We start from the raw sequence: 13,113 nt of genomic DNA on the forward strand, positions 1-13,113 counted from the left end.
GAGGGGGTCGATGTCGAGGCCGGTGAAGGCGTCCTCGGGCAGCTCGCCGGCTACGGCGAGGTCGTCGATGTAGTAGTCGACACCGACGGGGCTGAACCCGGCCGACCCGAAGTAGATGTCACCCATGGTGGGTGAGGCGTCGTTGCGGCGGTCGGTCTCGAACCGCACGCCGTTGACGATGAGCTCAGCGCGGTCGAGGGTGGCATTGATCGTGACATCGACCCACTCGTTCAGCGCAGCGCCATCGACAACTGTGGCGACATCGGCAAAGCTGGAACCGTCGTAGGCCGCGATCCGGATGTCGTCCCCATCGGGGTTGAACGTGAAGCGCCACACCCCGTTCGCGCTGGTGCCCTCAGCGCCCTGGATCGCCACGTACGGACCGGCGTCGAACTGCGCGGGTGAGAACCGGTAGGAGACCGAGCGCTCCTGCGTCTGCGGGTAGTGGCACCAGGCCCGGGTGTAGACGGAGCTGTCCTGATCGACCAGCCGCATCGCCCGGTTCGTCTCGGCTGCCCCACCGAAACCGGCCTCGGCGATGCTGACATCACCGACGGTCTCGCACTCAGCCGGCGGCTCACCGAGCGCCTCCTCGTCGAAGGTACGCACTGTGCCATCAGCCGGAGCCGCAACAGCGACCTGACCCGGCACCACCGCCAACGCCAACGCCACCACACCAGCGGTCACAGCAGCAACACCCGCGCGTCGGCGGGCGGACGGTCTGGTCCGGACCAGAGAGTGGGGCATCACGTTCGGCTCCTTCGCGTACGGTGTCGCCGCCACTATCAACATGAACCGCCGTTCCATGTCGAGAGTTCCAGATCGTGTTACCGGATCGTTACATTCTCGGTCGATCAGGCCATTCCCGGCCTGTGGCCCGGCAGCATGCCTGCGGGGGCGTGACCAAATGGAGACATGGAACGCCTTTCCATGTTGCCGATCCTCTGTTACGTTGCCGGACATGGAACAGCGTGCCACGTCGTACCACTCGCAGGGTCTGAACCGGGCTCTGGCGATCCTGCGCCTCCTGGGCAAGGCGGACACGCCGCTGACGCTGGCTGCGATCGCCTCGCAGCTCGACCTCCCCAAGTCGACTGTGGTCCGCCTCCTGCACGTGATGGAGGATGAAGGGTTCGTGCGCAAGTTCGGTGAGCACCCTGCGTACTCGATCGGGCACGCCATCCACGAGATCGCTGAGGGGTATCGCCCCCCGAGCATGGCCGAGATCACCGCGCCCGTGCTCAGCAGGCTCGCTGACGAGGTCGGATTCACAGCCAACCTCGGCGTGCTCGAAGGTCCCTCAGTCCTCCACCTGCACGTGGCCGAGCCGCAGCGCGCCCTACGGTTCGCGACGGGCGGCACGCTCGACTTCGCCTACTGCACCGGTCTGGGCAAGCTGCTCATGTCCGAGCTTGCGGAGGACGCGATCGACGCGCACCTGCCGGAGGCGGAGCCCTACCCGAGCTGGACGCCCCGCACCATCACGACCCGAGCCGGGCTCGTCGCCGAGCTCGCACGGATTCGCACGGTCGGCTACAGCATCGACGACCAGGAGCGGAACCGAGGCGTCACCTGCATGGCTGTGCTGCTGCCCACCGACCACGCTCCTACGCTCGCGCTGTCGGTCTCCGCTCCGAGTGCTGAGCTTGAGGCACCCGCCCAGGAGGCTCTGCTGCCCGTCCTGAGAGCGGCCGCCGCCGAGCTGGTCGCTCTGCCGGGGTTCGAGACTGCGCTCGCCCCGCTGCGCACCCGGATGGTGCTCGGATGATCGTCGACGTCCACAGCCACTGCCACCAGCCGGAGCACTGGGGCCGCGAGCACGAAGACCACTGGCAGGACGCCTACGGTGGCGAGCCGTACCCGGTCGTCACCCCGGAGTCGTACGACCAGGTGATGCAGGAAGCAGACGTCGACGTCGCGATCGTGTTCGGCCTGGCGGCAGCGCAGGCCGGCGTGCGCACACCGAACGCATTCGTCGCCGACTTCGTCGCGCAGATGAGGACACCCGCTATCCCGTTCTGCTCGATCGATCCGCTCGAGGCCGACTGGCGCGACCAGCTCGACGAAGCGATCGAGCTCGGTTTTCAAGGCGTGAAGCTCTATCCGGTGCTCGCCCTCTTCGATCCTCTCGCTCCGGAGTTCGACGAGTTCTACACGAAGCTGACGTCGAACGGCATGGTCGCCCTCTGGCACATGGGCGCCACGCCCAGCCCGGTCGGACGCCTCGCGGTGAGCCAGCCGATGGTGATCGACGAGGTCGCTCGCCGCCATCCGGACCTGACGCAGGTGATGGCGCACATGGGACACCCCTGGCAACGCGACACGAATGTCGTCCTCCGCAAGAACCGGCGGGTGTTCGCCGATGTCTCCGGTGTCCCGTCGCGTCCGATGGACGCGTTCTTCGCGCTCGTCGGAGCCCAGGAGTGGCGCACGGTCGACAAGCTCGTCTTCGGGTCCGACTACCCCCTGTGGACCCCCGCGCAGGCCATCGCGAACCTCCGCTCGATCGGCGAGTTCCGCGCCGGGAACCTGCCGTACGTGGCCGAGGACACGATCGATCAGATCATCCACTGCGATGCACTGACGATGCTCGAGCTCTCCCACCCGGTCGACACGCACTCATCGAAACCAAGGAGCACCACGTGACATCCGTCTCCCGCCGCCTCGCCAAGGAGGCAGAGCGCATCATCCCGGGCGGAGTGAACTCCGCCACGCGAAACATCGGCGCCCCCTGGGCGTGGAAGTCTGCGCGCGGTGCGACGATCACCGACCTGGACGGCGGCAGCTACACCGACTACCACGCCGCATTCGGCGCGATCCTTCTCGGGCACTGCGATGAGCGCGTCAACGACGCGGTCACGCGCGCCATCGCCGACATCGACCTGCTGGGTGTGGGCACGACCGAGCTCGAGGTGGAGGCGGCACAGCTGATCGTGGATGCCATCCCGAGCGCCGAGATGGTCATCTCCACGATGAGCGGCTCGGAAGCGACGTTCCAGGCGGTCCGCCTTGCTCGCGGCACGACCGGGCGCCCCTACATCCTGAAGTTCCAGGGCTGCTTCCACGGTTCCTACGACGGGCTCGCCCGCAACGTGATCTCGACGCCCGACCGTGCGTGGAAGCGCGACCCGAACTCGTCCGGCATCCTCGACGACGCTGTGGACCACACCCTCATCGCCGAGTTCAACGACCTCGCCTCGGTCGAGGAGCTGTTCGCCCTGCATCCCGAGCAGATCGCGGCCGTGATCCTCGAGCCCGTGCCGCACAACGTCGGCGCGCTGCTTCCGGAGCAGTCCTTCCTCGAGGGCCTGCGTGAGCTCACCCGCAAGCACGGCACCGTCCTCATCTTCGACGAGGTGATCACCGGCTTCCGCCACGCCCTGGGCGGCTACCAGGAGCTGTGCGGGGTCACACCGGATCTGACCACGTTCGGCAAGGCGATGGGCAACGGCTTCCCGGTCTCGGGCCTGGCCGGCAGCACCGAGGTGATGACCAACTTCACCCCCAGCGGTGGCACCGTGATGCTGGCCGGCACCTTCAACGGCAACGCCTCCTCGATGGCCGCCGCCATCGCCACGATCAACGTGCTGAAGGACCCTGACGTCGACTTCTACGGCCACGTCTATCGCCTGGGCGACCGTATGCGCACCGGCCTTCAGACGATCGCCGATGACCACGGCATCGCCGCACGCATCACCGGCCTCGGTTCGGTGTTCATCCCGTACTTCCTCGACGGGGAGGTACGCGGCTATCGGGACCTGCTGCGTAACAACGACAACGCCTACGCCACCTTCCACCGTCGGATGATCGACAAGGGCTCGTTCATGTACCCGATGGCACTGAAGCGGAACCACATCTCGCTCGCGCACACCGAGGAGCACATCGACACCACGCTCACCCAGGCGGAAGAGGTCCTGGGCGCGATGGCGCGCGAAGGGTTCTTCGAGACGGCTCAGGTCGGCACCTGACATGTCCTCGATCTCCCAGACAGTGCTGCGCGGCGGCCTCGTCGCCGACGGGTCCGGCGGCGAGCCCTTCCGCGGCGATGTCCTGATCGCTGAGGACCGGATCGCCGCCGTCGTCCCGGCGAGCGAACGACCCGTCGCTGGGTACGACGCGGAGATCGTCGACTGCGCCGGCCGGGTCGTCGCCCCAGGCTTCGTGGACCTGCACTGCCACTCCGACCTCAGCCTGCTCGCCTATCCGGACAACGAGAGCAGGATCACCCAGGGCATCACCACGGAAGTGGTCGGCAACTGCGGTATGACGCCGGCCCCGGGCAATGCCGACGTCGCCGGCCTGGCACGGATCATCAGCACCATCGACGTCGCACCTGAGGTGGAGTGGACCTGGACCGATGTCGCCGGCTGGCTGCAGGCGCTCGACGACTGCCCCACGGCCACCAATGTTGCCGCTCAGGTCGGGCACGGCTCGGCACGGTTCGCCGTGGGCAGCACCAGCACGGTGGCACTCGACGACGGTCAGCTGGCGGCGCTCGAGCACGAGCTGGAGGAGGCATTCTCCGCCGGAGTCGTAGGTGCCAGCGTCGGCCTCATGTATGCGCCAGGCGAATCGGCCCGGGAGGAAGAGCTCGCTTCTCTCGCACGCACGGTGGCCGCTCATGACGGCGTCCTGTCGGCCCATCTGCGCGACTATCGCACGAGCGCGCTGCGGCGCTCGGTCGACGAGCTGGCTGATGTCGTGAGCGGTGACGGGCCGCGGCTGCAGATCTCCCACCTGCGCGGTGTAGGCGGAGAAGACGGCTTCACCGAGGTGCTTGCCCATGTCGAGCAGCTGAGGGAATCGAGGGACATCGCTGCGGACGCCTACCCGTACGTGCACGGGCACACCACGCTCATCCAGCTGCTGCCATCGGACCTGCGCGCCGCGGGGCCAGACGCCGTGGTCGAGGCCTGCCGGAGGGCCCCAGCGGCGATCGCCGACCACCTCGAGACCGCCGGCTACCAGCCCGGTCAGATCATCGTGATGAAGGCGGCGAGCACCCCCGACGTGGTCGGGAAGGACCTCACCGAGCTCCAGGGCGACCCCTGGCGCCTGCTCGTCGACCTGCTGGTGGCGAACCAGGCCTTGGTGGATGTCGCCGTGGAGAGCGGGCTGTGGAGCGACGTCGACCTGGCGCTCGCCACCCCCTGGGTCAGCGTCGCCTCCGACGGCACAGCGCTGAACCGAACGCATCACAGCTCCGCCGCCCACCCCCGCTCCTGGGGCGCGTTCTCCGCCGGTTACCGGCGGCTGCGCCAGCACGGTACGCCGATCGGCGAAACCGTCCGGCGTCTGTCCACCGCACCGGCCGCCCGGGCCGGAATCGCCGGCGGTATCACCCGCGGGCACCGTGCCGACCTGGTCGTCCTCGACGACCTGACGTTCGACTCCGCCGCGACGTTCGAGCAGCCGGCGCAACCCTCCGTCGGGCTCGAGCACGTCTACGTCAACGGCTCGGCCGTCATCGGATCCGGGCACCACACCGGAGCCCGGCCAGGAAAGCTCATCAGGAAGGGTCAGCAGTGACCGAACACGAATCGCCCCTCGGCGTCGGAATCGTGGGAGTCGGCGGCATCGCGCTGTCCCACATGGCTGCCTTGCGCGCCATGACGAGCGCACAGCTCGTCGCAGTGTGCGATGTGGACGCCGCCCGTGCTACCGAGGTGGCGCACCTGCAGCGATGCACCGGGTATGGCTCGCTCGAGGAGCTCCTCGCCGACGACGAGGTCGAGGCCGTGATCGTCTGCACGCCGAACATGACGCACGAGCAGCTCGGTGTCCAGGTGCTCAGGGCCGGTAAGCACCTGCTGATGGAGAAGCCACTGGCGCTGACCTCCGACGGGGCACGCACCGTCGCCGCCGAGGCGACTGCCCGCGATCTTGCCCTCGCGGTAGGCCACAGCCACCGCTTCAGCGACCAGAGCCTGGCGATCCGCGAGCTCATCGACGCTGGGGACATCGGCACGCCGCGGTTCGTCCGCATCGTGATGAACGGCGGATGGATCTGGCCTGGCTGGCAGGCATGGATGCTGAACCCCGAGCTGTCCGGCGGCCACTCGCTGCACAACGGTGTCCACCTCGTCGACCTCGCGAGCTGGTGGATGGGAGAGCCTGCGACGAGCGTCTTCTCCGTCGGACAGCACGCCACCAGCGAAGCCCTGGAGATCCACGACTACCTGGTCATGGAGCTCGGCTTCGCGAGCGGCGGGTCGGCGGTCTGCGAGATCAGTCGCGGCGAGCGGCCCCGCAGCACCGGTTACCTCGAGCTCACCGTCGTGGGTACCGACGGCATCGCAGCACGCACATGGGATGCCGAGGGCGTTCTCGCCTGGACCGACGCAGGTCTGACGGCGTGGAGCGTGACCGGTTCCGCCGACCGAACCTTCGTCCGCGAGCTCGAGGCTTTCGTCGCCGCGGCGCGCCGTGAGGCCGACGTCGTCCCGCCGCTGTCAGCAGCGATCCACGCCGTCGACATCGCCGTTGCGTCGGAGGAGTCGCTCCGCGCGGGCCGCACGATCGAGATCGGAGCACCGGCATGACCGTCCCACTGACTACCCAGCCTGGTTTCACCCGCGCGCTCGCCGCGGTCCGTGGCGCAGAGATCGGACTTCTGCGTGCGGTGGCTCTGGACCTCGTCGCGGTCGGCGAGGGGGACGCGCTGCGCGAGCTCGGCCCTGAGGCGATCGAGCTCATCCGCAGCGCGACCGGTCCGGTATCGGTCGAGCTCCAGGCTCATGCGACGGCGGATGGCGCCACGACGTTCCTCGGGCGGGCCAGCCACGGGATCGCAGTGAGCGCACACCTGTCGCTCGTCGCGGGGGAACCCCGGGAGTACCTCCGAGCAACGATCCGGCTCGTGGGCACCCATGGTTCGGTGCTGGTGGACCTGCTGCGCCCGCTGCTGGACGTGCGCACGGCGGCCGGCGCGAGACAGGTGCGTTTCGGGCCGCCTGGCACGCAGATCCCGGCGGCCGACGCCGCCGACACGCTGTCTGCGATTGCCGAGTCAGCGCGATCCGGCCGAGCGAAATCGACTACCTGGTGACGGAGGACAGAACATGAAGTGGCTGACATTCGATGAGGGCGGCACCGTCCGGCACGGGTATCTCGACGGTGACGAGATCGTCGTGACCGGCGACGGGGACCTGGCCGCAGTGGTCCGAGGTGAGTTTGGGACCGGGGTGAGGGAGCGTCGCCCGGTGCAGGGCGTGCGCATCCTCGCTCCGCTGCTCACACCGGGCAAGGTGATCGCCGTCGCCGCGAACTACCAGGAGCACGTCAAGGAGAGCGGCAGCGAGGCCCGCGACCAGAAGACGGCGACGCCGCGCCTGTTCCTGAAGCCCGACACCGCGATCACCGGCCCGGATGCACCCGTGGTGCTCAACCCGATCACGAGCCAGCTGGACTGGGAGGTCGAGATCGCCGCAGTGGTCGGCCGCCGCGCCAGCAGCGTGCCCGTGGCGCAGGCTCTGGACCATGTGTTCGGCTACACCACGAGCAACGACATCTCCGCGCGCAGCCTCGACCTGGACGTCCCGCGTGACGGCGAGGCATGGACCGGGTTCTTCGACTGGCTCGAGGGGAAGTGGCTCGACGGCTCAGCGCCGATGGGCCCCTACCTCGTCACCACCGATGAGGTGCCCGATCCGCAGAACCTCGAGCTCACCCTCGAGCTCAACGGTCAGATCATGCAACGGGGTAGCTCCACGGACATGGTCCACACCGTCGCCGAGCTCGTGTCGTTCAGCTCACGGCTGATGACCCTCAATCCGGGTGACGTGATCCTCACCGGCACACCGTCCGGCGTCGGTGCCACCACCGGCGTCTTCCTCAAGCCCGGCGACCGCATGGTCGCCGAGGTCGAGGGCCTCGGGCCCCTGACCACCCCCGTCGTGGCGAGCTAGCGCCGCCCGGAATCGCGGTACCTGTTCACACCCATCATCCCGGTCCCCCCCTGATCACGAAGGAGTCATCATGAGATCCCGTATCGCCGCAGCCGCAGTAGCGCTCGGCGCCACCACCGCCCTCCTGGCGGGCTGCACCGGCGGCAGCCCCGGCGGTGAAGGAGCAGCCGACGGCCCTAGCTCGGCCAACCTGTACCTGTACCAGGCCCCGGTCCAGTTCAATCCACTGGCGCCCGGACAGGGCGCCGAACAGCTCACGATGTCGTTGGTGTACAACGGCTTGTTCAACGTGGGCCCGGACTTCGAGCCGGTGCCGCGGCTGGCGGAGTCGTGGGACATGTCAGAGGACGCCACGACCTACACCTTCCACCTCCGGGACGGGCTCGAGTGGAGTGATGGCGAGCCGATCACGGCAGAGGACGTCGTGTTCACCTACAACCTGTTCGCCAACCCCGAGGTCGCCAGCCCCAATGCCGCGCCGTTCGCCGGCGTCGTGGGATTCCAGGACGTCCAGGACGGCGCAGCCGACACGCTCGAAGGTCTTGTGGCCGAGGACGACCAGACCGTGACGATCACGCTGACGGATCCGACCCCCGGCTTCCTCGCGCTGTTCGGCAGCGGCTACGGGATCCTCCCCGAGCACATCCTCGGAGACGTCGATCCCGGCGAGGTCATGCAGGACGAGTTCTTCGAGCGTCCCACGGTGAGCTCCGGGCCGTACGTCATGGAGGAGTTCAACGTCGACGAGAACATCGTGCTCGAGGCCAACCCGAACTACTGGTCCGAGGTGGGTATCGACACGCTCTACCTGCAGATGGTCACCAGCGACGTCGCTACCGCCCAGCTCGCCACCGGAGAGATCGACGTCGTGCAGATCTCCCCGCAGGATCTGGAGACGGTCGAGGGACTCGACGGGGTCAATGTCAGCTCGGCACCGTCGCCAGGGTTCCTGAGGCTGCTCGTGAACTTCACGAAGTTCGAGGACGAGCGGATCCGGCAGGGATTCCTCCAGGCGATCGATCGCCAGGGCATCATCGATGGGATCCTCGGCGGCCACGGTGAGGTCATCAACAGCACGATCATGACCCCCTGGGCACTCCCCGACGACCTTGAGCCCTACGAGTACAACCCCGACGAGGCGCAGGCCCTTCTCGAGGAAGCCGGTTATGACTTCTCCGAGGAGCTCCGGGTGAGCTGGATCCCAGGTACCGCCGACCGGGACGCGGCCGTGCAGATCGTGCTCGAGAACTTGAAGGCGATCGGCATCAACGCCGTCGCCGACCAGATCGAGAGCGCGAACCAGCTGGGCATGATCGAGAACGCGGAGTACGACCTGATGATCTCGGGTGGTGGAAACTACACTCCGGATCCGACGGTCTCGGCCAACGCTCTCCTCTGTGACAGCGTCTTCCCGGCCGGCGGGAACACGTCCCTGTTCTGCAACGAGGATCTCGACCAGCTGCTGGACGAGGGAGCCGTGACGGCCGACGAGGACGAGCGCGCACAGATCTATCAGGATGCCGCTCGGCTGGACAACCAGCTGGTGCCGTACCTGTGGCTCTATGTCCCGGACACGCTCTGGGCCACGAGCGACCGCATCGAGGGCTTCGAGCCGCACGGTGACTTCGCCAACGGGTTCTGGAACGCTGCCGACTGGACCGTCACGGACTGATTGCATGCTGAGATCTCTCCTCCCACGCCTCCTCTCCAGCGTGGCCGTCTTCCTGCTGATCGCCATCGGACTGTTCACCCTGGTCCGGCTGGCCCCCGGCGACCCCATCGACATGATGGTGCCGCCCGAGCTGGCGGGCGCCCCACGAGACGCCTACATCGCATCGGTCCGCGAGCGGTTCGGTCTCGACCAGCCGATCGTGGTGCAGTTCTGGCGGTGGCTCGGCGGGCTGATGACCGGAGATCTCGGCTTCTCCTACACCACGGGCCGGCCGGTCGGCGAGCTGCTCGCCGGCCGGCTGGGTCCGACGGCGCTGCTGATGGGCAGCGCACTCTTCATCGGGCTGGTCATCGCCGTACCGGCAGGGGTGATCGCGGCCGTGCGACGGAACACCATCGCCGACTACACGATCAGCTCCGTGAGTGTGCTGGCCATCGCCGTTCCGAGCTTCTTCCTCGGCATGCTCGCCATCTACACGTTCGCGGTGAAGCTGCAGGTGCTCCCCTCCTCGGGGATGCACAGCACGGGTCGGGACGATCTCGGTGACCTGTTGCTGCACATGATCATGCCGGTCGGTCTGCTCGCCCTGGCCAATGCGGCAAACTTCATCCGCTATGTCCGCAGCGGCGTGCTCGAGGAGCTCGAGAAGGACTATGTCCGCACGATCATCGCCAAGGGTGGAACGCGGACGAGGGCGTTGCGGCATGCGTTGCGGAACAGCCTCATGTCACTGATCACGGTGCTGGCGATGACGATCCCGATCGCGCTCTCCGGCGCGGTCGTGCTGGAACAGATCTTCTCCTGGCCCGGTATGGGTCAGCTCGCGATCGACGCTCTCGGGAACCGCGACTACCCGGTCCTGATCGGTTTCGGGCTCTACATCGCCGTGCTCGTGCTGATCTGCAACCTGATCGCTGACCTGTCCTACACGATCATCGACCCGAGGGTGAGGACTGCACGATGACAGACCACGGTCACTCTCCCGCGTCGACCGTCGACGTGGCACCGACCTCGCAGGAGTCGTCGCCGGACAAGCTCGCGTGGCGCCGGTTCCTGAAGAATCCGGTCGCGGTGATCGGCGTGCTCGCTCTGCTGATCACGGTGCTTGCCAGTGTGCTCGCGCCGGTGATCAGCCCCTACCCGCCGAACGCCATCGACCTCGGGAACGTCCGTCAGCCTCCGTCCGCCGACCATCTGCTCGGCACCGACTCCACCGGCCGCGACGTTTTCAGCCGTCTGCTCGCAGGCGGACAGATCTCGCTCATGGTGGGGTTCCTGGCCGCCCTGATGGCCGTGGCGATCGGCACGCTGGCCGGTGTCGTGGCGGGGTGGTTCGGCGGAATCGTGGACGGGATCATCAGCCGCATCATCGACATCATGCTCTCGGTGCCGGCGGTCCTGGTGATCATCGTTCTGGCCGGCGTGATAGGCCCGAGCGTGCCGATGCTCGTCGTGGTCATCGCGGGTCTCGCGTGGCCGACGCCGGCGCGTATCGCCCGGGGCGTGGTCCTGAGCCTGCGCGAGGAGGAGTTCGTCCAGGCCGCCCGCGCCCTCGGCTCCCGGACAGGATTCATCATCTTCCGGCACCTCGTGCCGGGCGTGCTGCCTCCGATCGTGGTCTCGGCGACCCTCCTCGTGGCCGAGGCGGTCCTGCTGGAGTCATCGCTGTCGTTCCTCGGTGCCGGTGTCCAGCCGCCGGAGTCCAGCTGGGGAAACATGCTCAACGAGGCACAGTCCCTCACCGTCCTCTCGTCCATGCCATGGCTGTGGGTGCCCGCCGGTCTCATGATCGCCGTCACTGTCCTGTCGGCGATGGCGGTCGGAGACGGTGTCCGTGACGCCATCGACCCCCGGAAGAACAACTGACATGACGAAGCAGACAGCACCGACGCCGCCGCTGGCCGTGCATGACCTCACGCTCGACATCTCCACCCCCCAGGGCAAGGTGCGCATCCTCGAGGACGTGGCGTTCGAGGTTCGGCCCGGCGAGATCGTCGGCATCGTCGGGGAGTCCGGATCGGGCAAGAGCATGACTGCGCTCAGCGTGCTGCGGATCCTGCCCGCGGGCGCCCGCATCGTCGGCGGGCGCATCGAGTTCGAGGGCGTCGACCTCGCCACCCTCAGCTCGGGCCGGATGCGCAGGATCCGAGGGCGCCGCATCGCGATGGTCTTCCAGGACCACATGACGACCCTCGACCCGGTGATCTCCATCGGCGCGCAGATCGAGGAGGCGTATCGGATCCACCATCCGCGGGTCCCCCGCGCGAAGGCTCGCGAGAAGATGGTCGAGACCCTGGAGCTGGTCGGCGTGCCCGATGCGGCGGACCGGTCCAAGCAGTACCCGCACCAGTGGTCCGGCGGGATGCGCCAGCGAGCGGTGATCGCGATGGCACTCATCAACGATCCGGACCTCATCATCGCCGACGAGCCGACCACGGCGCTCGACGTCACGATCCAGGCGGAGATCCTCGCCGTCCTCCGCGAGCTCCGCGATCGACGAAGCCTCGCGATCATGCTGATCACGCACGACATGGGCGTGATCGCCGACATGGCCGATCGCATCGTGGTGATGAAGGAGGGGAAGGTGGTGGAGATGGCCGAGGCACACGCGCTGTTCTCCTCTCCTGAGCATCCCTACACACGCAAGCTGCTCGACGCCGTACCCCAGCCGTCGGACGCGACGCCGGAGCGCGGTCGGGTAGAGGAAGCAGAACCTGCTGCCCTTCAGGTGAGCGACCTCGTGGTGGAGTACCACCGTTCGTGGCGCAGGCAGGGCGTGCGTGCCGTCGACGGCGTCAGCTTCTCGGTACCTGCAGGCCAGGTGCTCGGCCTGGTCGGCGAGTCCGGATCTGGCAAGTCCACGATCGGCAAGGCGATCGTGGGGCTGGCTCCGATCACGGCCGGGAGCATCCGGGTCGGGGACGTCGAGCTGAAGGCGCTGCGGGGTGGGCAGGCGCGTGCGGCGCGCGAGAGGTTCGGCATGGTCTTCCAGGATCCGGCATCATCGCTGAATCCGCGGATGACGATCGGCGAGTGCATCGCCGAACCGCTCGTGGCGCACCGCCGCACGATGTCTCGTACCGCTCGTCACGCACGGGTGGTCGAGCTGCTCGAGCAGGTGCAGCTGCCGGCCGCATGGACGACGCGATTCCCGCACGAGCTCTCCGGAGGACAGCGGCAGCGCGTCGGCATCGCACGCGCCCTGGCTCTGGATCCCGAGCTGCTCATCGCCGACGAGCCGACCTCGGCGCTCGATGTCTCGGTCCAGGCCGCCGTGCTCGAGGTGTTCCAAGATCTGCAGCAGCGTCTCGGGTTCTCGTGCCTGTTCATCAGCCACGACCTCGCAGTCGTCGAGCTGCTGTCGGAGAACGTCGTCGTCCTGCAGCAGGGACAGATCGTCGAGGAAGGCAATGCGCGGTCGGTGCTCAACGACCCGCAGACCGAGTACGCACGCCGGCTCGTCGACGCTGCCCCGTTCCCCGACCCCGCCCGTCAGCGGGCTCGCCATGTCACACGGATCACCAACGTCTAGTG

12 protein-coding genes are annotated in these 13,113 nt (G+C 67.7%); 11 read left to right on the forward strand and 1 reads right to left on the reverse strand.

The window, feature by feature from the left end; genetic code table 11:
* Window positions 1–687, reverse strand: a 687-nt coding sequence (locus K338_RS23215; RefSeq protein WP_157612529.1) for a LamG-like jellyroll fold domain-containing protein, incomplete at its 3' end; no start/stop codon positions are given.
* A 274-nt stretch (window positions 688–961) separates the two neighbouring features.
* On the opposite strand from K338_RS23215, the gene K338_RS0115545 reads away from it, so the two are divergent.
* The 11 genes from K338_RS0115545 to K338_RS23235 all read left to right on the forward strand — a co-directional run bounded on the left by K338_RS0115545 (window position 962) and on the right by K338_RS23235 (window position 13,111).
* The gene (locus K338_RS0115545) at window positions 962–1,768 is read left to right on the forward strand and encodes an IclR family transcriptional regulator (protein WP_022919085.1); all 807 of its coding nucleotides are present in this window, start codon (window positions 962–964) and stop codon (window positions 1,766–1,768) included.
* Window positions 1,765–2,646 carry an amidohydrolase family protein gene (locus K338_RS23220; protein ID WP_022919086.1) on the forward strand — a complete coding sequence of 294 codons (882 nt, stop codon included), beginning with the start codon at window positions 1,765–1,767 and terminating at the stop codon, window positions 2,644–2,646. The genes K338_RS0115545 and K338_RS23220 overlap by 4 nt, the downstream gene beginning before the upstream one ends.
* Window positions 2,643–3,968, forward strand: coding sequence for an aspartate aminotransferase family protein (locus K338_RS23225; protein WP_022919087.1), 1,326 nt, complete (start codon window positions 2,643–2,645; stop codon window positions 3,966–3,968). The genes K338_RS23220 and K338_RS23225 overlap by 4 nt, the downstream gene beginning before the upstream one ends.
* A gap of 1 nt (window position 3,969) precedes the next feature.
* Window positions 3,970–5,529 carry an N-acyl-D-amino-acid deacylase family protein gene (locus K338_RS0115560; RefSeq protein ID WP_022919088.1) on the forward strand — a complete coding sequence of 520 codons (1,560 nt, stop codon included), beginning with the start codon at window positions 3,970–3,972 and terminating at the stop codon, window positions 5,527–5,529.
* On the forward strand, window positions 5,526–6,542 hold the full coding sequence (locus tag K338_RS0115565; protein WP_022919089.1) for a Gfo/Idh/MocA family protein: 1,017 nt from the start codon (window positions 5,526–5,528) through the stop codon (window positions 6,540–6,542). The genes K338_RS0115560 and K338_RS0115565 overlap by 4 nt, the downstream gene beginning before the upstream one ends.
* A complete protein-coding gene (locus tag K338_RS23230) occupies window positions 6,539–7,048 on the forward strand; it encodes a Gfo/Idh/MocA family oxidoreductase (protein ID WP_022919090.1) in 510 nt (169 codons plus the stop codon). Before K338_RS0115565 ends, K338_RS23230 begins: the two co-directional genes overlap by 4 nt.
* A gap of 13 nt (window positions 7,049–7,061) precedes the next feature.
* Window positions 7,062–7,907, forward strand: a complete 846-nt coding sequence (locus tag K338_RS0115570; protein ID WP_022919091.1) for a fumarylacetoacetate hydrolase family protein — start codon at window positions 7,062–7,064, stop codon at window positions 7,905–7,907.
* Window positions 7,908–7,977: 70 nt separating this feature from the next.
* The gene (locus K338_RS0115575) at window positions 7,978–9,579 is read left to right on the forward strand and encodes an ABC transporter substrate-binding protein (protein WP_022919092.1); all 1,602 of its coding nucleotides are present in this window, start codon (window positions 7,978–7,980) and stop codon (window positions 9,577–9,579) included.
* 4 nt (window positions 9,580–9,583) lie between these two features.
* The gene (locus K338_RS0115580) at window positions 9,584–10,543 is read left to right on the forward strand and encodes an ABC transporter permease (protein WP_022919093.1); all 960 of its coding nucleotides are present in this window, start codon (window positions 9,584–9,586) and stop codon (window positions 10,541–10,543) included.
* Window positions 10,540–11,445, forward strand: a complete 906-nt coding sequence (gene opp4C / locus K338_RS0115585; protein ID WP_022919094.1) for an oligopeptide ABC transporter permease — start codon at window positions 10,540–10,542, stop codon at window positions 11,443–11,445. Before K338_RS0115580 ends, opp4C begins: the two co-directional genes overlap by 4 nt.
* Window position 11,446: 1 nt before the next feature.
* Window positions 11,447–13,111 carry a dipeptide ABC transporter ATP-binding protein gene (locus K338_RS23235; protein ID WP_022919095.1) on the forward strand — a complete coding sequence of 555 codons (1,665 nt, stop codon included), beginning with the start codon at window positions 11,447–11,449 and terminating at the stop codon, window positions 13,109–13,111.
* The last annotated feature ends 2 nt before the right edge of the window (window positions 13,112–13,113 follow it).

Source organism: Ruania albidiflava DSM 18029, from assembly GCF_000421225.1.
GTDB lineage: Bacteria > Actinomycetota > Actinomycetes > Actinomycetales > Beutenbergiaceae > Ruania > Ruania albidiflava.